This is a genomic window from Pseudomonas fluorescens (assembly GCF_030344995.1).
Classification (GTDB): Bacteria; Pseudomonadota; Gammaproteobacteria; order Pseudomonadales; family Pseudomonadaceae; genus Aquipseudomonas; species Aquipseudomonas fluorescens_BF.
This window is the reverse complement of record NZ_CP128260.1, coordinates 4288718-4309326: the sequence shown is the minus strand read 5'-3', so window position 1 is coordinate 4309326 and position 20609 is coordinate 4288718. Positions and strand designations below refer to the sequence as shown.

Below are 20609 nucleotides of genomic sequence, written 5' to 3'. Positions count from 1 at the left end.
AAAATAAATACCGGGCCGTGGAATAAATCCCGATGGCGTGCGTCTTGCTGATTCTTCCTACTTGTGGCCGATGGCCCTGGAGTGCTTCATGGTTGATCGCAGCTCATCGCCCGGCGGGCCACAACGCCCGCCACTGAGTGCCGCGAGCCTGGTGTTGCGGCTTGGCGGAATCGCCGTGGTGGTCGCAGCCCTGGCCGGGGCGTTTGCCTACGTTCATGGTTCATTTGACCCACAGCGCCTGACGCCGAAAGCGTTGGTCGATGTGCTGGAAAAGAACAACGGCGTGCATCCCGGCTTTCGCCGCAATCACGCCAAAGGTGTTTGCGTGATCGGACATTTCGAGAGCAGCGGCGAGGCTCGCCCGTATTCTGTCGCGCAAGTGTTCAATGAGCCGCGCACCCCGGTGGTCGGGCGTTTTGCGTTGCCGGCCGGCAATCCGTATGCGCCGGACAGCGCCGTACCGATCCGCAGTCTGGCGCTGCGTTTCACTCAGGCCAACGGCCAGCAGTGGCGCACCGGGATGAACAGCATGCCGGTTTTCCCGGTCGGCACGCCCGAGGCGTTCTATCAGTTGCAGCAGGCGCAATCGCCGGATCCGGCGACGGGCAAACCGGATCCGAGCAAGGTTCCGGCATTTTTTGCCGCACACCCGGAAGCCCTGCCGTTTCTGACCTGGATAAAAACCGCCAAACCCTCGGCCAGTTACGCGACGGAAACCTACAACAGCGTCAACGCGTTCTATCTGGTGGATGCCAGCGGCAAGAAACAAGCGGTGCGCTGGAGCATGACGCCTCTGGCGCAGGACGCTGCCGGTGCGACTGCACCTGAAGGTAGCGATTTCCTTGAAAAGGACCTGGTGCAACGCCTGGCCGAAGGGCCGCTGCGCTTTCAGTTGAACATCACGTTGGCCAATGCCGACGATCCGGTGAACGATGCGAGCAAGACCTGGCCCGCCGGGCGCAAGATGTTGAACGCCGGCACCCTGGTGCTGGAAAAAACCCAGCCGCAGCTCAGCGGCGAATGCCGTGACATCAACTACGATCCGCTGGTGCTGCCGGCCGGCATTCAGGGTTCCGACGATCCATTGCTGGCCGCGCGCTCGGCCGGTTACGCCGATTCCTACCTGCGTCGCACCAGCGAAGTCAGCCAACTGCCAACCGGCAAAAAGGAGGCTCGCCCATGAGCACGCAACCGACTCATTTCAATCCGCTGGCGCGGTTGCTGCACTGGTTGATGGCGTTGATGATCATCGCGATGTTGTTCATTGGGGCCGGCATGGTGACCTCGGTGTCGGCGCGGCATGAATGGCTGATCAACCTGCACAAGCCGCTGGGCATCGCAATTCTCGCTTTGGTGATCGTGCGCATTCTGGTGCGACTGGGCACCCGTCAGCCGCCGCTGCCGGCGGATCTGCCGGGCTGGCAGGTGATGGCGGCCAAGGCCTCTCATCTGTTGTTGTACGCGCTGATGCTGGTGTTGCCGCTGTTGGGCTGGGCGATGATCAGCGCGGCGGGGGATCCGGTGATGCTCGGCACGTCCCTGCAATTGCCGTCGATCGTGCCGGCGGATGCGCAGGTGTTTGCGTTGCTGCGCAAGGCTCACGGGTATCTGGCGTATCTGTTGTTCCTGACCGTGCTGCTGCATCTGGCGGCGGCGTTGTTCCATGGCTGGGTGCGCCGCGACGAAGTGCTCGACAGCATGCTGCGGGGACGCAATCGAGGTTGATCGTGTGTCAGTCTGACGTGGCGAGGGCGCAAGCAGCCTCGCCACGTTTCGGTGTGGCCAGCGTTCGCCACCAATAAAGCAACGCGACCATGTTGATTGCCGCACCCAGCCAGCAGACGCCCGGCCATCCTGCCCAGGCGTACATGGCCGTCGAGGCGATTGAGCCCAAGGCGCTGCCAATCGAGTAAAACAGCATGTAGCCGGCGGTCAGTCGGCTCTGCGCCTCCGGGCGGACGCTGTAGATCATGCTCTGGCTGGTGACGTGCACGGCCTGCAAGCCCAGATCCAGAGTGATGACGCCAAGCAGCAGCGCCCACAACGAAGATTGGGTGAGTGCGATCGGCAGCCACGAGCCCAGCATCAGCAGCAGCGACAGGCCGCTGACCCATTGTCCCAATCCTCGATCCGCCAGGTGTCCGGCTCTGGCAGCGGCCAGTGCGCCTGCCGCGCCGGCGAGTCCGAACAATCCGATTTCACTGTGGGAAAGCGACAGCGGCGGGGCGGCCAGCGGCAACACCATCGGCGTCCACAGCACCATGGCGCTGGCGAAGGTGAGCAGGGCGAGGATTGCTCGTTGACGCAGCACCGGTTCCTCACGAAACAGGCTGAACACTGAAGCGATCAGTGCCACGTAACGCGTGGTCGGCCGTACGTCTTCATCTTTGGGCAACACCCGAAACAGCAGCGCGGCCATCACCAGCGTCAATCCCGCCGATAGCAGATAGATCGAGCGCCAGCCCGCCAGATCGGCCATGCCGCCCGCTACCGTGCGCGCGAGCAGAATGCCGACGACGATTCCGCTGGTGATCACGCCCACAACCTTTCCGCGTTGCGCAGGGACGGCCAGGGTTGCGGCGTAGGCGACCAGCACCTGGGTGACCACGGCAAGCAGACCGGTCAGGGTGACGCCGATCAGCAGCCAGGCGCTGTTCGAGGCCAGAGCAATCATCAGCAAGGCTGCGGCGGACAACAGCGTTTGCGTGACGATCAACCGCCGGCGGTTGAGCAGGTCGCCGAGGGGCACGAGCAATAACAGCCCAAGGCCGTAACCGACCTGGGTCAGCGTCATGACTATGCCGATGCTGCCCGGCGACAGGCCAAAGGCGTCGGCCATCGCATCCAGCAGCGGCTGGGCGTAATACACGTTGCCCACCGCGAGGCCGCAAGCGATGGCGAAAAGCAGTACGACACCTTTATCGAGTGTTGCAGTTTTCATTTCCCGGATCCTTTCAGGTTTCAAATTGAAACTTGATTGACGGTAAGCAATCCAGTTTTGATTTGCAACCTGATTGGGTAAAAGTCAGCGCAAAAAAAAGATCGCAGACAGGCTGCGATCTTTCGTGAAGCGAAAATCAGGGGCGATCAGCGCAGGGTGTCGACCATGTCCGCGATGGTGGTCAGCACGTCGTTGCCCAGTTGCTTCGAGCGTTTGCCCGACCAGCCGGTGAGCGGGTTCGGCGCGTCATCGTGATCCTTGAACGGCATTTCCAGGGTCAGCGACAGGCAGTCGAATTTCTGGCCGACGCTGTTGCAGGCCAGGGTCATGTTGGCCTGGCCCGGTTCGTCGCGGGTGTAGCCGTACTTGGTCTGGAAGTCTTTGGTGGTGTGCTTCAGGTGGCTGCGGAAGTGTTCTTCGAGCTTTTCGATTCGCGGGGTGTAGCCCGGATTGCCTTCGCAGCCGGCGGTGAACACGTGGGGGATTTCTTCGTCGCCGTGTACGTCGAGGAACAGATCGACGCCGTACTTTTCCATCTGCTGCTGTACGAAAAGTACTTCCGGGCTGACTTCCTGACTGGCGTTCTGCCAGGCGCGGTTCAGGTCCTGGCCCATGGCGTTGGTGCGCAGGTGACCGTGGAAGGCTCCGTCCGGGTTCATGTTCGGCACCAGGTACAGATCGGCGCTGGCCAGCAGTTTGTTCAACACTGGATCGTCATGACGTTCCAGGCGCTCGATCACGCCTTCCATGAACCATTCGGCCATGTGCTCGCCCGGGTGTTGCTGGGCGATGATCCAGATCTTGCGGCGACCTTCGGCGCCGGTGCCTTTGCGCAGCAGCTGGATGTCGCGGCCTTCGACGCTTTTGCCGGTGGCCAGCAGTTCGGTGCCGGCCTTGGTCAGCGCTTGCTCGATCAGCCAGTCGTGACGGCCACGGCTGTAAGGTTCGAAGTAGGCGAACCAGGCGTGGGTCTGCTCGGCTTCGAGGCAGAAGCGCAGGCTGTCGCCTTCGAATTGGGTCGGAATGCGGAACCAGTTGACGTGGTCGTAGGAAGCGACGGCCTGATAGCCGGTCCAGGCTTTGTTGTAGGAAGACTGGCTGGCGTTGACCAGGCGAAACCAGTGTTCCTGATGGACGTGCAGGCCGCTGGCCTTGAAGTGGAACCACTGGAAATGGGCGCTGCGGGTATCTGGCCGAATTGCCAGAACCGGGTTGAGCGGATTGCTGATGTCGATGACTTGGATGTTGCCGCTGTCGAAGTTGGCGCTGATGTCGAACGAAGATTTGGCCACGGTCATAATCGGTTCCTGAATATGATTTTTATGGCGGCTACTTTACACGCAAGACAGGGGTGAAACCGAGGGAAATTGCGGGTTGCGGCGGGGGGCGTCCTCCATGACGCGGACGCAGCTTAGTGGCTGTGCGATTGATTCTCAAGTGCTAATTGGCATTACTTTGCCCCAATGTGGCTGGGGTCCGCTTGCCAAGCAATATTCTTTTGATATTATCCGCGCCAACGAATTTGCAGCACCCAAAGACTTCATTAGCCTGAAGCCACAAGCCAGAAAACTGGCAAAAAAAGACCCGGCAAAAAGCCGGGTCAAAAACCGTGATTAGCCTGATGAGGAGATAGTCCAGAAGACCGACCTAAGGTCTCTGGTCCATCGACTGATCTCGCGACCAGCTGCTTGCAATAATAATCATTATCATTTGCAAGTCAAATGTTTTTATCTGCGCGATTGGAAAACTCTTTCCCGTCCGTCCGAACTCCTGTCTTCAGCGAACCGCGCCATCGAGCGAGTGATCAACCATCGCCCGCGCCATGTCCACCATGTGCACAACCGAAAACGCCAGATCCCGACTAACGCCCTGCAAGCCGTCCGCCGCCTTGAATGCCGTAGCCGCTGCACATCGCAGCAGATCGGAGGCGTGGACCAGGGATTCTTCGCCACTCAGATTGCTGTTCACCCCGAAAAAGCGCTCATCCACTTCCGGTTCTGACACAGCTGGTTTCAAGTAATAGTCCAACGCCCGTTGCGCAGCGGCGCACCCTTGCGGGGACGTGAAGGTGGTGTCCATTTGCAGATCGGGCAAGTCTTTGCTGGTGATATTCATGTTGAAAGGTCACTCCTTGGTCGATTCAAATCCGTGACTCAAGCATAGTACTATCAGTATTTGTGACCAGAATTTAAATACTACAATATGTGTTTTGCCGGTCGCAGGCGTCCACGTATGGTGCCGCACATGGATAAATGGATTGAGTTGGTCAAGGCCAAAATGAGTGAACTCAACGTCACTCAAGTCGAGCTCGGCGAGCGCGTCGGCATGTCTCAGGGCGGTATCGGCCATTGGCTGAACAAGCGCCGCGAGCCCGGCATCACGCAGATGAACCGCGTGCTGAAAGCGCTGGGCATGGAGTATCTAGAGGTCGCGGTGGTGATTCGTGAACCGCAGATCGATGCGGATGACGAAATGCCTCTGGCGCAGAAGTACAACCCTTACTTTCGCTATCCGGTCAGCGAGTGGAATGCGCCGGTCGAGGCCCGTGAAAGCCAGCCTGCGTATTCGAGTGCCAAGGACAAGCGACGTTTCGAGCTGACGGACTACCACGCCCGTGGCCCGGCGTTCTGGCTCACGGTGACGGGCAACGCGATGACCGCGCCCACCGGGCAGAGCATCGGTGAGGGGATGATGATTCTGGTGGACCCGGCGCTGGAAGCCGAGCCCGGCAAACTGGTGATCGCCCAGTGGCCGGACAGCGACGAGGCGATTTTCCGCAAACTGATCGAAGAGGGCGGCCAGCGTTACCTGGTGCCGCTCAATCCGACCTGGCCCAAAGCCCTGTTGACCGACGAGTGCCGAATTATCGGCGTCGTGGTTCAGGCAACGGCCAAATACTAGTCAGATCGATCCTCGCCAGGCGCAGGATCGACCCACCTTTCACGCTTCTTCCAGCTCGACCAGTGCGCTGCCTTCGCTGACCATTTCGCCTTCCTGGCAATACAGCGCCTTGATCACGCCGGCATGGGGCGCGCGGATGCTGTGCTCCATCTTCATCGCCTCCAACACCACCAATTGAGCGCCGGCCTCAACCGATTGCCCGGCCTCCACCAGCACCCGCACGATGCTGCCGTTCATCGGCGCCGTCAGACCGCCCTGATGGCTGTGACTGGCTTCTACAGCACTGATCGGGTCATACGTTTCAACGCGTCGCAGCTCGCCGTCCCATTGCAGATACAGAACCTCTCCACGACGAATCGCATGCAGCTGTCGGCGCAGCCCATCATGCTCGACCACCAGTTGCTCGCCGATCAGTTTTGCATTGCCGCCAGCACCGAGCGTCAGCGCCCGATCCTGCCCCTCGCAACTCAAATGCAGAGTGATTTCACGAGGCAACCCGGCGCGCAGACCGCTGTGAAGCGCCCAAGGCGAAGCCGGATCATCCGCCCGAGCCATCCCCGGCAGACTCTGCGCAAAAGCCTGCGCCGCCGCCTCCCAGAACTCATCACTCAGCGCAGCAGGCGCTGGCAGTAACTGTTCCTGATAGCGAGGAATGAACCCGGTATCCAGCTCGGCTGCCGCAAACGCCGGATGACCGATGATTCGTCGCAGGAAGTTGATGTTGGTCTTCAACCCGCCAATCGCAAACTCATCGAGCATGCTCAGCAACCGCAAACGTGCCTGCTCACGATCCTCGCCCCAGGCAATCAGCTTGCCGAGCATCGGGTCATAGAACGGCGAAATCTCATCGCCTTCCTCAACGCCGCTGTCCACACGGCGCCCCGGCCCTGCGGCGGATTCGCGATACAGATCCAGACGTCCGGTCGCCGGCAGGAAATCATTTGACGGGTCTTCCGCATACAACCGCACTTCAATTGCATGCCCGTTCAGCGGCACTTGATCCTGAGTGATCGGCAGCGCTTCGCCACGGGCGACGCGAATCTGCCAGGCCACCAGATCAAGCCCGGTGATGGCTTCGGTGACCGGGTGTTCGACCTGCAACCGCGTGTTCATCTCCATGAAGAAGAATTCGCCGCGCGCATCCAGTAGAAACTCCACCGTGCCGGCGCCGACATAACCGATGGCCTGCGCCGAACGCACAGCCGCTTCGCCCATCGCACGACGCAGTTCAGGGCTCAAACCCGGTGCCGGCGCCTCTTCGACGACCTTCTGGTGCCGACGCTGAATCGAGCAGTCGCGCTCGTTCAGGTACAGGCAATTGCCATGCTGATCGGCAAACACCTGGATTTCCACGTGACGCGGCTTGAGCAGGTATTTCTCCACCAGCATCCGCGAGTCTCCAAACGACGACTGCGCTTCACGCTGGGCCGAGGCCAACGCTTCAGCCAACTGGCTGACGTCTTCAACGACCTTCATGCCTTTACCGCCACCGCCCGCCGTGGCCTTGAGCAGCACCGGATAGCCGATGCGCTCGCAAGCATCGCGGAAGGTGTCCAGATCCTGTGCTTCGCCGTGATAGCCCGGTACCAGCGGCACGCCGGCCGTTTCCATCAGGGCCTTGGCAGCGGATTTGCTGCCCATCGCGTCGATGGCCGAGGCGGGCGGGCCGAGGAAGATCAGGCCGGCCGCTTCAATGGCGCGGGCAAACCCGGCGTTCTCCGACAAAAACCCATAACCCGGATGAATCGCTTGAGCGCCGCTGGCCTTGGCCGCTGCGATCAGCTTGTCGATTTGCAGATAGCTGTCGGCCGCTTTGCTGCCGCCCAGATCAACGCGGATATCCGCTTCACGGCTGTGCCGCGCTTCACGGTCGGTGGCGCTGTGCACCGCGACGGTGGTCATGCCCAGGGCCTTGGCGGTACGCATGACCCGGCAAGCGATTTCGCCACGGTTGGCCACCAGCAGGGTGGTGAGAACAGGTGCGCTCATCAACGCGGCTCCTTGGTGGTGGTTGCGGCTTGCCAGCTCGGCGGACGCTTCTGCAAAAAGGCCCGCAGACCTTCCTGACCTTCCGGGCTGACGCGGATGCGGGCGATGGCGTTTTCGGTGTAACGGCGCAGGGCCGGCGTCAGCGCGCCGTTGCCGACTTCACGCAGCAGATCCTTGCTGGCGCGCATGGCGGCGGGGCTGTTGAGCAGCAAGTTGTCGATCCATTGTTCGACTTTCTGCTCCAGTTCAGTCGCCGGATAGCTTTCGGACAACAAACCGATTTCCCGCGCCCGCTGACCGCCGAAGCGCTCGGCCGTCAGCGCATAACGCCGTGCCGCGCGCTCGCCGATGGCTTGCACCACGAACGGGCTGATCACCGCTGGTGCCAGGCCAATGCGCACTTCCGACAGGCAGAACTGCGCGTCGTCGGCGCCAATCGCCGTGTCGCAGCAACTGATCAGACCCAGCGCGCCGCCGAACGCCGCGCCTTGCACCACAGCCAAGGTCGGGATTTTCAGTTTGGCGAGGTTGTACATCAGCTCCGCCAGTTCCCGGGCGTCGTCGAGGTTGGTGTGGTAATCGAGTTCGGCCGATTGCTGCATCCACGCCAGATCCGCGCCGGCGCTGAAGTGCTTGCCGCGTCCGCGCACCAGCAGGAAGCGCAGGCTGGCGTCGCTGGCGACCTTGTCCAGCGCCAGGATCAGTTCGCGGATCATCTCGGCGTTGAACGCGTTGTTCTTTTCTTCGCGGCTCAGCCACAGGGTCGCGAAACCCCGTGGATCGCTCTGCAGTTCAAGGGTGTTGAAGTCGCTCATGAGGTTCTCCCGATCACATCCGGAACACGCCGAAGCGGCTCGGTTCGATAGGCGCGTTCAACGACGCGGACAAGGCCAGGGCCAGTACATCGCGGGTCTGCGCCGGGTCAATGACGCCGTCGTCCCACAGTCGTGCGCTGGAGTAATAGGGGTGACCCTGCTCTTCGTACTGGTCGAGAATCGGTTGCTTGATCTCGCTTTCCTGCTCGGCACTGAACGCCTGACCGCTGCGTTCGGCCTGCTCGCGCTTGACCTGAACCAGTACGCCGGCCGCCTGTTCGGCACCCATCACGCCGATCCGCGCGTTCGGCCACATCCACAGAAAACGCGGATCGTAGGCCCGCCCGCACATGCCGTAGTTACCGGCGCCGAAGCTGCCGCCGATGATCACGGTGAATTTCGGCACCTTGGCGCACGCCACGGCGGTCACCAGTTTGGCGCCGTGCTTGGCGATGCCGCCGGCCTCGTATTTCTGGCCGACCATGAAGCCAGTGATGTTCTGCAGGAACAGCAGCGGGATGCCGCGCTGGCAGGCCAGTTCAATGAAGTGCGCGCCTTTTTGCGCGGCTTCGGCGAACAGGATGCCGTTGTTGGCGAGGATCGCGATCGGGTAGCCGTGAAGATGGGCAAAGCCGCACACCAGCGTCGTGCCGAACAGCGCTTTAAATTCATCGAACACCGAACCGTCGACCAGTCGCGCAATCACTTCGCGCACATCAAACGGTTGCTTCGCATCGGCCGACACCACACCGTACAACTCGTCGCTGGCGTACAGCGGCGCAATCGGCGCGCGCTGCTGCACTTCGCCGAGTTTGCGCCAGTTGAGGTTGGCGACGCTGCGGCGGGCGAGGGCGAGGGCGTGTTCATCGCTTTCGGCGTAATGGTCGGCGACCCCGGAAATCTTGCAATGCACATCGGCCCCGCCGAGGTCTTCGGCGCTGACCACTTCACCGGTCGCGGCTTTCACCAAGGGCGGGCCGGCGAGGAAAATCGTCGCCTGATTGCGCACCATGATTGCTTCGTCCGCCATCGCCGGCACATAAGCGCCGCCGGCGGTGCAGGAACCCATGACCACGGCAATCTGCGGAATGCCCATGGCGCTCATGTTGGCCTGGTTGAAGAAGATCCGCCCGAAGTGCTCGCGATCCGGGAACACTTCGTCCTGACGCGGCAGGTTGGCGCCGCCCGAGTCCACCAGATAAATGCACGGCAGACGGTTTTGCTGGGCGATGGTCTGGGCGCGCAGGTGTTTTTTCACGGTCAGCGGGTAGTACGAGCCACCTTTCACCGTCGCGTCGTTGGCGACGATCATGCACTCGACGCCTTCCACCCGGCCGATTCCGGCAATCACGCCAGCGGCCGGCACATCCTCGCCATACACGGCGTGAGCGGCCAATTGGCTGATTTCCAGAAACGGCGAGCCCGGGTCGAGCAAGCGGTTGATCCGCTCACGGGGCAGCAGTTTGCCGCGCGAGGTGTGACGTTCTTGAGCTTTCGCGCCGCCGCCCTGTGCCACTTGGGCGAGCAGGGTGTGCAGGGCGTCGACCTGTGTGAGCATCGCCGCGCTGTTGGCGGCGAACTCCGCTGAGCGGGGGTTGAGCTGGGTATGCAGGATAGCCATGGACAGCTCCGTTTAGCGGGTTTCGTTGAACAGTTCGCGACCGATCAGCATGCGACGAATCTCACTGGTGCCGGCGCCGATTTCGTACAGCTTGGCGTCACGCAGCAGACGACCGGCCGGGAATTCGTTGATGTAGCCGTTACCGCCGAGAATCTGAATCGCGTCCAGAGCCATTTGCGTGGCGCGTTCGGCGGTGTAAAGGATCACGCCGGCGGCGTCCTTGCGCGTGGTTTCGTTGCGCTCGCAGGCCTGGGCCACGGCGTAGAGGTAGGCGCGGCTGGCGTTGAGCTGGGTGTACATGTCGGCGACTTTGCCCTGGATCAGCTGGAATTCGCCGATGCTCTGGCCGAACTGCTTGCGGTCGTGGATGTACGGCACGATCAAATCCATGCACGACTGCATGATCCCGGTCGGGCCACCGGACAGCACGACGCGCTCGTAATCGAGGCCGCTCATCAGCACTTTCACGCCGCCGTTGAGCACGCCGAGAATGTTTTCTTCCGGCACTTCGACGTCATCGAAAAACAGCTCGCAAGTGTTGGAGCCGCGCATGCCGAGCTTGTCGAATTTGTTGCTGCGGCTGAAGCCTTTCCAGTCGCGCTCGACGATGAATGCGGTAATGCCGTGGGGACCTTTTTCCAGGTCGGTCTTGGCGTAGATCACGTAGGTGTTGGCGTCGGGGCCGTTGGTGATCCAGGTCTTGCTGCCGTTGAGCACGAAACGGTCGCCGCGTTTATCGGCGCGCAGTTTCATCGAGACCACGTCGGAACCGGCGTTTGGCTCGCTCATGGCGAGTGCGCCGACGTGTTCGCCGCTGATCAGTTTTGGCAGGTATTTGGATTTCTGTTCGTGGTTGCCGTTGCGGTTGATCTGATTGACGCAGAGGTTGGAGTGAGCGCCGTAGGACAACGCCACGGAAGCGGAGCCACGGCTGATTTCTTCCATCGCCACGACGTGCGCCAGGTAACCCAGACCAGCGCCGCCGTACTCTTCCGGCACGGTGATGCCGAGCAGGCCCATGTCACCGAACTTGCGCCACAGATCAGCCGGGAACAGGTTGTCGCTGTCGATCTGCGCGGCACGCGGGGCGATCTCCTTGGCGACAAAGGACTGAACCTGATCGCGCAGCATGTCGATGGTTTCGCCGAGGGCAAAGTTCAGGGATGGGTAGCTCATGGGTCACCTTTTGGCTTTTTTGTAGGGTGGGGAGAAGGGCGTTTCAGTTCTCACCTTTACGTTAACGTAAGCCTGTGACGAATGGCTGTCAATCACCCTTTACGTTAACGTCAACTTGAGCGAGAGTAGGGCCAGTTCTGAATGGTCGGAGCTCATATGGCTCCGGTCCAACACCCACTAATAAAGACAATAGGGGTCGTCATGGATCAACCCAGTACAAACCCGCAGCGCAGCTACACCCGTGGTTCCCAGGACAAAGCCTTGCTGGCGATGACCATCGGGCAGAAGTTCGACGAGACCGTCGCGCAGTACCCGGACGGCGAGGCGCTGGTAGTGCGCCATCAGCAGTTGCGTTACACCTGGCGGCAACTGGCCGACGCGGTGGATGTGCATGCCAGAGCCCTGCTGGCGTTGGGTTTGCAGGCCGGCGACCGGCTCGGCATCTGGGCGCCGAACTGCGCACAGTGGTGCATTACGCAGTTCGCCACCGCGAAGCTCGGCGTGATTCTGGTCAACATCAACCCGGCTTACCGAAGCTCCGAGCTCGAATACGTGCTCAAACAATCCGGTTGTCAGTGGCTGGTCTGCGCCGGCGCCTTCAAATCTTCTAACTATCACGGCATGTTGCAAGGCTTGCTGCCGGAACTGGCCGAGCAATCCATCGGCGAACTGCGCAGTGAGCGCCTGCCGGAGCTGCGCGGGTTGATCAGCCTTGATCCGCAGCCGCCTTCGGGTTTTCTCCCGTGGTCGCAACTGGCAGATCTGGCCGCCAGTGTCTCTCCAGAACAATTGCGTGAACGCAGCGACAGCCTGCACTTCGATCAGCCCGTCAACATCCAGTACACCTCCGGCACCACCGGTTTCCCCAAGGGCGCGACCCTCAGTCACTACAACATTCTCAACAACGGTTACATGGTCGGCGAAAGCCTCGGCCTGACCGCCGCCGATCGCCTGGTGATCCCGGTGCCGCTGTATCACTGCTTCGGCATGGTCATGGGCAACCTGGGCTGTATCACTCACGGCAGCACCATGATTTACCCGAACGATGCCTTCGATCCGCTTCTGACCCTGAACACCGTTGCCGAAGAAAAGGCTACGGGGCTGTACGGCGTGCCGACCATGTTCATTGCCATGCTCGATCAGCCGCAACGCGCCGAATTCGACCTGTCGACCCTGCGCACCGGGATCATGGCCGGCGCCACTTGCCCGATCGAGGTGATGCGCCGGGTCATCAGCGAAATGCACATGAGTGAAGTGCAGATCGCCTACGGCATGACCGAAACCAGCCCCGTGTCCCTGCAGACCGGGCCATCCGACGAACTGGAACTGCGCGTCACCACCGTCGGCCGCACCCAGCCACAACTCGAAAGCAAAATCATCGACGAGGCTGGCAACCCGGTGCCACGCGGCACCATCGGCGAGCTGTGTACCCGTGGTTACAGCGTGATGCTCGGCTACTGGAACAATCCGAATGCCACCGCCGAAGCCATCGACGCGGCGGGCTGGATGCACACCGGCGACCTGGCGAGCATGAACGACGAGGGTTACGTGTGCATCGCCGGCCGTAACAAGGACATGATCATCCGTGGCGGCGAGAACATTTACCCGCGTGAACTGGAAGAGTTCTTTTTCACTCACCCGGCGGTGGCGGACGTGCAGGTGATCGGCATTCCCTGCTCGCGTTACGGCGAGGAAATCGTCGCCTGGATCAAATTCCACCCCGGCCACAGCGCCACCGAACAAGAGCTGCAAGCGTGGTGCAAGGAACGCATCGCCCACTTCAAGACGCCGCGTTACTTCAAGTTTGTGGAGGAGTTTCCGATGACGGTGACGGGCAAGATCCAGAAATTCCGGATGCGCGAGATCAGTATCGAGGAGTTGCGTAGCAACGAGGGCTGACGCAGTTTCAACGTTCTATATCGATCAGAGCCTTCGAAGCCAGGGCGCGGACCCTGGCTTCGAAAGCGGCGCTTATTGCTTTACCTCTACATTTTCCAACGCCTGATTCACTGCCAACTCACCCAACATCACGACTTGCGCAATACCCAACAGGGTCTTGCGGTTCGGCCCTTCCAGCAGGCCGGCAAAGTCCCCGAGCATGACCGTGGCTGAAGCGAGGGATTCGCAGGCGTTGGCCAGCAAGGACTCCGTGTCGGTTTGCGGGTTGACCATGAACATGTCGTTTGGGGTGTAAGGCGTGGCCATGATCTTGGCTGCCGGGGTCAGGTAATAGTCGAGGGCGCGTTCGGCCGCGTCGTGGAGTTTCCTTGAATCGGGAAATTCGTACGGGGACACCGGATCTTCTAACGGTGGAATGACGGTCGTGGACATCAGCTGGAACTCCGGACAAGAGTCGCTTGAGGATTTGTGTAGACAGCTGCCTGGCAGTGAGGGGACAAGCCCCTCACCGAGGTGGGGCAACTACCGCGAGACGTGATGGTTATCCAGCACACGATTGACCAGCAGCTCACTCAGCATGATGACCTGCTGCAGAATCTGCATCGCCTTGCGCTGCGACGGATCGACGGTGTCGCCGATATCACGGGCCATGTCACTGGCCGACGACAGCGTTTCGCACGCTTCGACCAGCAGCGTTTCGTCATCCATGGTTGGATTGACCAGATAGATCTTGCCGGGCTTGCGCGATGGCTTGGACGTCTTCTGCGCCCCAGGATCGAGGTAATGGTTGATCGCCCGCTCGGTGGCCGTTTTTATGTTTTCGGCTTCGAGTGCAGCGTCGTAGGGAATTGAATCGGTTTCTGGTGGGTTTGGTGTGGCTTTGAACATATGTGTAACTCCTATCGCAGATCTCAAGGAGCCATCACCCACGCTACCAAACGATGGGTGGCGGCCATACGCGGGTTGGTAGACCGGCTGCAATAGGAACCCGGCGCTCACGAATGAGCCCCACGCATGACCACCATAAAACAGAGCCCCCAAAAGGGACTGCATACGGTGTTGCCATACAGCTATTACAGACGGGCTACCAAACCCGATCACTGTTTTTCAGTGACAAGGAAACGATATAGCCCACCCCATAGCCGCGTAAGCCGGCGGATTCTGGCGTACGCGTAGGCAACGACGCAAGGTGTTGTAGCCCTTATGGCGTAACGGTTCGTGTACTTTAAACGCCCATGCGCCGTCGCGTTTACACACGGCGAAAGCCGTGAACCCTACGTGTTTTTGTTGGGATTGCCTTGATGTGTGGGGCCGGATGTTGAGGCACGGGATCAATTGCCTCACTGAGATCTTCGAGTGAGCGCTTGCAGGAAGATCGAGATGGGGGAGGAGATCAATCGCAGACAATTTCAGAACGCCAGACAGCACAAAGGGGAGCCGAAGCTCCCCTTTAATTTTGTCGTCGCGTGCTCTTTTTTATTATTGAGGGTCGGTCTGTTGTTGTTTTTGGCAACCGTGGCCCTTTACCGCTGTTTTTGGCGACCCCCATCCGGGGTCAAGAGCAAACGTATTTTTTTGAGCGCTGATCTGCTTTCTCGCTACGCGATCCAACCGATTCGGGAGCTACCTGAAGGTAGTTTTATTGTTCTCTGCCCGGTTGCGGGTCATTCCGAGGAACACCCTGAAAAGCACACCTTCTCCAAAAAAATCTGTTAGCTGCGTCTCTGCCGTGTTGTTTTTGTTATGTCAGAGTCGGTACGTCTTATTTTTATTGGTTTGCTGCTTTTTATTCTTGTTATGCCATAGAGATAGCAGAAGCCGTGCCAACTTTTAAAAACCCTTGTAAATCAAAGATTTGAAATTTTTGAAGGATTTTTCCTTCAGGCAAAACCAGACAATTTGTTTCCGTGTTACTCGCTTGTGCCCACATTTCACGCTCGGCGGTAACACCATCCCCTCACTGTGCGCTGCGAGCCTTGGCCACGCGCGAACCCGTTGGGCGACCCAGGACCGCGCTGATCTGCTGGCCGGCAGCAATCAAGGCGTCGAGGTCGATACCGGTCTCGATGCCCAGGCCGTTGAGCAGGTACACCACGTCTTCGGTGGCGACGTTACCGCTGGCGCCCTTGGCGTACGGGCAGCCGCCGAGGCCTGCGATGGAGCTGTCGAACACCGCGATGCCTTCCAGCAGGCTGGCGTAGATGTTGGCCATGGCCTGGCCGTAGGTGTCGTGAAAGTGGCCGGCGAGTTTTTCTCGCGGTACCTGTTTCGAGACCACTTCGAACAGGCGGCGGGTCGCGCCAGCGGTGCCGGTGCCGATGGTGTCACCCAGCGACACTTCGTAGCAGCCCATCGCGTACAACTCACGGGCGACCATGGCCACTTGTTCCGGTGCGACCTCGCCTTCATAAGGGCAGCCCAGCACACAGGACACGTAACCGCGCACGGTAACGCCGTGCTGTTTCGCGGATTCCATGATCGGCGCGAATCGCGCCAGGCTTTCGCTGATCGAGCAATTGATGTTGCGTTGCGAGAACGCTTCGGACGCGGCGGCAAACACTGCGACTTCCTTGACCCCCGCCGCCAGCGCATCTTCAAAACCGCGCAGGTTCGGCGCAAGCGCGCCATAGGTCACGCCGGGCTTGCGCTGGATCTGCGCGAACACCTCGGCGGAACCGGCCATCTGCGGCACCCACTTGGGCGAAACGAAACTGCCGACTTCTATATAGCCGAGGCCGGCGGCGCTCAGCGCGTCGACCAGTTGCACCTTGTCGGCAACGCTGATGGGCTGGGCTTCGTTCTGCAGGCCGTCACGCGGGCCGACTTCGATCAGGCGTACTTGGGAGGGGAGGGACATGGCGTTGACCTGCTCTTTTGAATTCCTGCGGGACCCCGTGTGGGATTTATTTAGGTTACTGAACTGATTGCTGACTCTTGAGCGTCTGCTCCAGCGCCTGCACGCAGCGTTCTTCGGCGGTGTCGAGTTCCAGCTTCATCTGTTCGATGTCCAGCAATTGCTGCTCGAGCTGTTCCCGGCGCTCGCTGATTTTCGCCAGCATGCTGTTGAGTTGTTTGGTGTTACCACTGGAAGGGTCGTAGAGCTCGATCAGCTCGCGGCACTCGGCCAGGGAAAAACCGATGCGCTTGCCCCGCAGGATCAGCTTCAGGCTGACCTTGTCGCGTGGCGAATAGATACGTTCCTGGCCTCGGCGCTCGGGGCTGAGCAGGCCTTGTTCTTCATAGAAGCGGATCGCCCGGGTGGTGATGTCCAGCTCGCGGGCGAGGTCGGAAATGCTGTAGGTCTGGCTGCTCATGAAAGCGCTCGAAATAAGGTCTTGGCGCTAAGCTAATGGCAGGTTGACGTTTACGTCAAGTGGCGGGCGCCTGCAGCTTGTCGAGCTTCTTCTCGTGGGCTGTCACTTGCTGGCACAGCTCGATCATCTGCTCGCGCATCCAGCGGTTGGCCGGGTCCTGGTCGGTGCTTTCGTGCCAGTACAGATGGGTTTCCACCGGCGGCACATCGTTGACCGGCAGATTGAACGCATGCAGGTCATGGCGGCGGGCGAAACGCTCCGGCACGGTCATCACCATGTCGGTCTGCTGCAACACCTGGGACGCCATCAGATAGTGCTGCGAGCGCAGGGCGATCTTGCGCTGAATGCCCATTTTGCCCAGCGCCAGATCGACATGGCCCAGGCCACTGCGACGGCTGGAAATATGAATGTGGGTCAGCGACAGGTAATCGTCGAGGGTGAGTTTTTCCTTGGTCGCCAGCGGATGGCCCTTGCGCATCGCGCAGACGTAACGGTCTTCCATCAGCTTGACGTGGCGCACCTGCGGGTCGGTGTTGAGCGGCGCGTCGACCGCGAAGTCGAGACGCCCGGCGGCCAGTTCCTTGGTGGTTTCCCGGCGTTTGGACAGAAAGCTTTCGATGATCACCGTCGGCGCCAGACGGCGCAGGCGCTGGAACAGTGGCGGCAGAATCACCGCTTCGGTCAGGTCGGTCATGCTGATGCGGTAAGTCTTGACCGCTTGCGACGGGTTGAAAATCCGGCTTTCCTGAACCGATACCCGCAGCAGCGACAGTGCGTTGCGCACCGGGCCGATGATGTTCTGCGCCATGGGCGTCGGCACCATGCCCTGGGCCGTGCGTACGAAGAGCGGGTCGTTGAAGGTCTCGCGCAACCGCGCCAAGGCGTTGGACACCGCTGGCTGGGTGATGCCGACAATCTGCCCGGCGCGGGTCAGGTTGGCTTCGGTGTAGATCGCGTCGAAGACGATGAAAAGGTTGAGGTCGACCTTGCTCAGATTCATTACGCGGCTCTCTTGTTATCGGTGAATGGCGCGGGTCAGGGCGGCCAGGAAAATCAACCAATCATATATCGGTGATGAATGTTTATACACGCCGAGAATAGGCTAGGTAAATTATCAACGCTGTTCTAGCATCGATTGCATGACTTAAACAACCTGCCGAAAAAAGGTAATTGCTCATGGATTTCGCTTATTCGCCCAAGGTGCAAGAACTGCGTGAGCGCGTGACCGCGTTCATGGACACTTACGTTTACCCGGCCGAAGCCGTGTTCGAGCGCCAGGTCGCTGAAGGTGATCGCTGGCAGCCGACGGCGATCATGGAAGAACTCAAAGCCAAGGCGAAAGCCGAAGGGCTGTGGAATTTGTTTCTGCCTGAGTCGGAACTGGGCGCCGGCCTGACCAACCTCGAATACGCGCCTTTGGCAGAAATCATGGGCCGTTCGCTGCTCGGTCCCGAGCCGTTCAACTGCTCAGCGCCTGACACCGGGAACATGGAAGTGCTGGTGCGTTACGCCAACGAAGAACAGAAGCAGCGCTGGCTCGAACCGCTGCTGCGCGGCGAGATCCGCTCGGCGTTCGCCATGACTGAGCCGGACGTCGCGTCTTCAGACGCCACCAACATGGCCGCCCGAGCCGTGCGCGATGGTGACGAGTGGGTGATCAACGGCAAGAAATGGTGGACCTCCGGCGCCTGCGATCCGCGCTGCAAGATCCTGATCTTCATGGGGCTGAGCAACCCCGACGCCCCGCGCCACGCCCAGCACTCGATGATCCTGGTGCCGGTCGACACCCCCGGCGTGAAGATCGTCCGTCCGCTGCCAGTGTTCGGTTACGACGATGCACCGCACGGTCACGCCGAAGTGCTGTTCGACAACGTGCGGGTGCCGTACGAAAACGTACTGCTCGGTGAAGGACGTGGCTTCGAAATCGCTCAAGGTCGCCTCGGACCAGGCCGGATTCACCACTGCATGCGTTCGATCGGCATGGCCGAGCGCGCACTGGAACTGATGTGCAAACGCTCGGTAAGTCGCACCGCGTTCGGCAAACCGCTGGCGCGTCTGGGCGGTAACGTCGACAAGATCGCCGACTCGCGCATGGAAATCGACATGGCTCGTCTGCTGACCTTGAAAGCGGCGTACATGATGGACACCGTGGGCAACAAGGTCGCCAAGAGCGAAATCGCGCAGATCAAGGTCGTCGCGCCGAATGTCGCGTTGCGGGTGATCGACCGGGCGATCCAGATCCATGGCGGGGCAGGGGTGTCGAACGACTTCCCGCTGGCCTACATGTACGCCATGCAACGCACCCTGCGCCTGGCCGACGGCCCGGACGAAGTGCACCGCGCGGCGATCGGCAAGTTCGAGATCGGCAAGTATGTGCCGAAGGAAATGCTGCGTAGCGAGCGCTGATCCAAAAGCGCGTTATCGTTCATCGCTGGCAAGCCAGCTCCCACAAGTCTGCTGGTGTTCACACCATTTGTGTTCACCGAAGATCCCTGTGGGAGCGGGCTTGGTCCGGGCGGCGATCCGACGAAGGCGTCAGTGCCTGCAACGCATCAACACCAGATTCAATAAACCCAAACCTCAACCCGCCGATTCTTGATCCGGCCCTCATCCCCGCTGTTGGCCGCCACCGGCATCAGTGCGCCAAACCCCCGTACCTCGCGCAACACCACGCCGTTCTTCACCAACTCCCGGCGTACCGCCATCGCCCGCAGCTTCGACAGCAAATCCGCCCGCGCCGGGTCGTCCTTGGCGTCACCGAAACCCACCAGTGTCACCGCGCGATCGGTCTTGTCGTGGTGCTTTATATAGTCGAACACCCGGGCCAGATCCTGACGGGCCTTGTTGTCGAGGCTGGCGCTGCCTTCTTCGAAACGGAAGTTCACGGTCAGACGCTGGGCGTGGCGGCTGAGGGACTGATAACCCTCGGGCATCAGCGCATTCGGCGTGACGGCGATGGCCTGCACGGTCTGGGCGATAAAACCGTTGGCCGCGACAATCGCCTGGCCCCGACGGCTCTGCGCAAAGTCCACCAAGGCCTTGGCCCACGGGTTGTTGCTGTCGGGCGGCAGATAGAAGAACAGCCGCCGCGACAGCGGATAGTCTTCGGTGGCGATCAGGCTGGCCAGTGGCAGCATCGCCTGAGATTGTCCGTCGACAATCGCCACGGCCTTGGCCTGACGCACATAAGGCAGACCGATGAAACCGATGGCTTGCGGATCGGCACTGACGGCATCGGACAACTGCTCGCTGGATTCAAACCGTTTCGCGGCACTGTTCAGGGATTTCCCACGACGACTGAGGACAAGTTCCTTGAAGGTGTCGTAGGTGCCGGACTGATCATCCCGCGCATATAAATGAATCGTCCCACCCTTGCCGCCGACGTCTTCCCACGTTTTCGCCTCGCCGCTGAAGATCCGTGCCAGTTGTTCGGTGTTCAATTGATTCAGCGGATTGTCGGGATGAAGGATGATCGCCAGGCCATCGATGGCGATGACCTGCTCCGCGCCGGGGCTTTTCAGATCGCCCCGGGCTTGCAGGTTCAGCACTTCGCTGTCCTTGATCGGGCGCGACGAGGCGGCCAGATCGGCGCTGGCGTTCTTGAGTGCAGTGAAACCGGTGCTCGAACCGTGGGCGGCGATCTCCACCACAACTCTTTGGCCTTGAGCCGTCAGACCGACGACCCGTTGTTCGTTGGCGGTGTCCGGGGTTTCGCTGTGGACTTTCAACAGTCCCTGATCTTGAAGCAGGCCTTCCACCAGTGCCGGGCCGAGCGCCGCGCCGATGGTGTTGGAACCCTGGATGCGCAATACCGGGCCGTTCTCGGGAATGGGCAACGCCGCAAACCCAACCTGCAGCCAGGCGCTCAGGAGAAAGACGAACAGAACACGCAGGGTCATGCCGGCACCGATTGCAGCCAAGGGGATTGCCGGGGAGATTAAGTCAGTGAGGTT

General features: G+C 60.5%; 20 protein-coding genes. 7 read left to right on the top strand and 13 right to left on the bottom strand.

All coding sequences use genetic code 11. The features are described from left to right. Nucleotides 1-88: 88 nt before the first annotated feature. Together QR290_RS19225 and QR290_RS19220 are read left to right on the top strand one after the other, a co-directional pair. Nucleotides 89-1183 carry a catalase family peroxidase gene (locus tag QR290_RS19225; RefSeq protein ID WP_289203360.1) on the top strand — a complete coding sequence of 365 codons (1095 nt, stop codon included), beginning with the start codon at nt 89-91 and terminating at the stop codon, nt 1181-1183. Further along, on the top strand, nt 1180-1725 hold the full coding sequence (locus tag QR290_RS19220; protein WP_011335009.1) for a cytochrome b: 546 nt from the start codon (nt 1180-1182) through the stop codon (nt 1723-1725). Before QR290_RS19225 ends, QR290_RS19220 begins: the two co-directional genes overlap by 4 nt. 7 nt (nt 1726-1732) lie before the next feature. Here the strand turns inward: QR290_RS19220 and QR290_RS19215 are convergent, their stop codons facing one another. Further along, a complete protein-coding gene (locus QR290_RS19215) occupies nt 1733-2941 on the bottom strand; it encodes an MFS transporter (RefSeq protein ID WP_289203359.1) in 1209 nt (402 codons plus the stop codon). 146 nt (nt 2942-3087) lie between these two features. Further along, complete coding sequence (locus QR290_RS19210) at nt 3088-4239, bottom strand: M14 family metallopeptidase (protein WP_289203358.1); 1152 nt, start codon at nt 4237-4239, stop codon at nt 3088-3090. A 97-nt stretch (nt 4240-4336) separates the two neighbouring features. On the opposite strand from QR290_RS19210, the gene QR290_RS19205 reads away from it, so the two are divergent. Next, nucleotides 4337-4558, top strand: a complete 222-nt coding sequence (locus QR290_RS19205; protein ID WP_289203357.1) for a hypothetical protein — start codon at nt 4337-4339, stop codon at nt 4556-4558. A 159-nt stretch (nt 4559-4717) separates the two neighbouring features. Here QR290_RS19205 and QR290_RS19200 read toward each other — a convergent pair whose 3' ends face one another. Next, a complete protein-coding gene (locus QR290_RS19200) occupies nt 4718-5056 on the bottom strand; it encodes a DUF6124 family protein (protein WP_007951520.1) in 339 nt (112 codons plus the stop codon). A gap of 129 nt (nt 5057-5185) precedes the next feature. On the opposite strand from QR290_RS19200, the gene QR290_RS19195 reads away from it, so the two are divergent. Then, on the top strand, nt 5186-5842 hold the full coding sequence (locus QR290_RS19195) for a LexA family protein (protein WP_039767691.1): 657 nt from the start codon (nt 5186-5188) through the stop codon (nt 5840-5842). 39 nt (nt 5843-5881) lie between these two features. Here QR290_RS19195 and QR290_RS19190 read toward each other — a convergent pair whose 3' ends face one another. The 4 genes from QR290_RS19190 to QR290_RS19175 are packed head-to-tail and all read right to left on the bottom strand — an operon-like array spanning nt 5882 to nt 11443. Then, nucleotides 5882-7831, bottom strand: coding sequence for an acetyl/propionyl/methylcrotonyl-CoA carboxylase subunit alpha (locus QR290_RS19190; protein WP_289203356.1), 1950 nt, complete (start codon nt 7829-7831; stop codon nt 5882-5884). Continuing rightward, nucleotides 7831-8646, bottom strand: coding sequence for a gamma-carboxygeranoyl-CoA hydratase (locus tag QR290_RS19185; RefSeq protein ID WP_115078504.1), 816 nt, complete (start codon nt 8644-8646; stop codon nt 7831-7833). The genes QR290_RS19190 and QR290_RS19185 overlap by 1 nt, the downstream gene beginning before the upstream one ends. A gap of 13 nt (nt 8647-8659) precedes the next feature. Further along, entirely contained in the window at nt 8660-10267 is a 1608-nt protein-coding gene (locus QR290_RS19180; RefSeq protein ID WP_096822301.1) for a carboxyl transferase domain-containing protein, read from the bottom strand. 12 nt (nt 10268-10279) lie between these two features. Further along, nucleotides 10280-11443, bottom strand: a complete 1164-nt coding sequence (locus QR290_RS19175; RefSeq protein WP_085712435.1) for an isovaleryl-CoA dehydrogenase — start codon at nt 11441-11443, stop codon at nt 10280-10282. Between the two features lie 201 nt (nt 11444-11644). On the opposite strand from QR290_RS19175, the gene QR290_RS19170 reads away from it, so the two are divergent. Further along, a complete protein-coding gene (locus QR290_RS19170) occupies nt 11645-13342 on the top strand; it encodes an AMP-binding protein (RefSeq protein ID WP_289203355.1) in 1698 nt (565 codons plus the stop codon). 72 nt (nt 13343-13414) lie between these two features. Here the strand turns inward: QR290_RS19170 and QR290_RS19165 are convergent, their stop codons facing one another. Then, nucleotides 13415-13774: a DUF6124 family protein gene (locus QR290_RS19165; RefSeq protein ID WP_115078501.1), complete on the bottom strand. Its 360-nt coding sequence runs from the start codon at nt 13772-13774 to the stop codon at nt 13415-13417. Nucleotides 13775-13864: 90 nt separating this feature from the next. Next, nucleotides 13865-14230: a DUF6124 family protein gene (locus QR290_RS19160; protein ID WP_115077164.1), complete on the bottom strand. Its 366-nt coding sequence runs from the start codon at nt 14228-14230 to the stop codon at nt 13865-13867. A 492-nt stretch (nt 14231-14722) separates the two neighbouring features. On the opposite strand from QR290_RS19160, the gene QR290_RS19155 reads away from it, so the two are divergent. Further along, the gene (locus tag QR290_RS19155) at nt 14723-15058 is read left to right on the top strand and encodes a hypothetical protein (protein ID WP_289205336.1); all 336 of its coding nucleotides are present in this window, start codon (nt 14723-14725) and stop codon (nt 15056-15058) included. Between the two features lie 241 nt (nt 15059-15299). Here the strand turns inward: QR290_RS19155 and QR290_RS19150 are convergent, their stop codons facing one another. The 3 genes from QR290_RS19150 to QR290_RS19140 are packed head-to-tail and all read right to left on the bottom strand — an operon-like array spanning nt 15300 to nt 17656. Then, nucleotides 15300-16199: a hydroxymethylglutaryl-CoA lyase gene (locus QR290_RS19150; RefSeq protein ID WP_085712431.1), complete on the bottom strand. Its 900-nt coding sequence runs from the start codon at nt 16197-16199 to the stop codon at nt 15300-15302. A 55-nt stretch (nt 16200-16254) separates the two neighbouring features. Then, nucleotides 16255-16656: a MerR family transcriptional regulator gene (locus QR290_RS19145; RefSeq protein ID WP_085690041.1), complete on the bottom strand. Its 402-nt coding sequence runs from the start codon at nt 16654-16656 to the stop codon at nt 16255-16257. Between the two features lie 55 nt (nt 16657-16711). Continuing rightward, nucleotides 16712-17656, bottom strand: a complete 945-nt coding sequence (locus QR290_RS19140; RefSeq protein ID WP_289203354.1) for a LysR family transcriptional regulator — start codon at nt 17654-17656, stop codon at nt 16712-16714. 176 nt (nt 17657-17832) lie between these two features. On the opposite strand from QR290_RS19140, the gene QR290_RS19135 reads away from it, so the two are divergent. Further along, complete coding sequence (locus tag QR290_RS19135) at nt 17833-19062, top strand: acyl-CoA dehydrogenase (RefSeq protein WP_041075051.1); 1230 nt, start codon at nt 17833-17835, stop codon at nt 19060-19062. A 158-nt stretch (nt 19063-19220) separates the two neighbouring features. On the opposite strand, the gene QR290_RS19130 is transcribed toward QR290_RS19135, so the two are convergent. Continuing rightward, nucleotides 19221-20555, bottom strand: coding sequence for a substrate-binding domain-containing protein (locus QR290_RS19130; RefSeq protein ID WP_115078498.1), 1335 nt, complete (start codon nt 20553-20555; stop codon nt 19221-19223). Nucleotides 20556-20609: the final 54 nt, after the last annotated feature.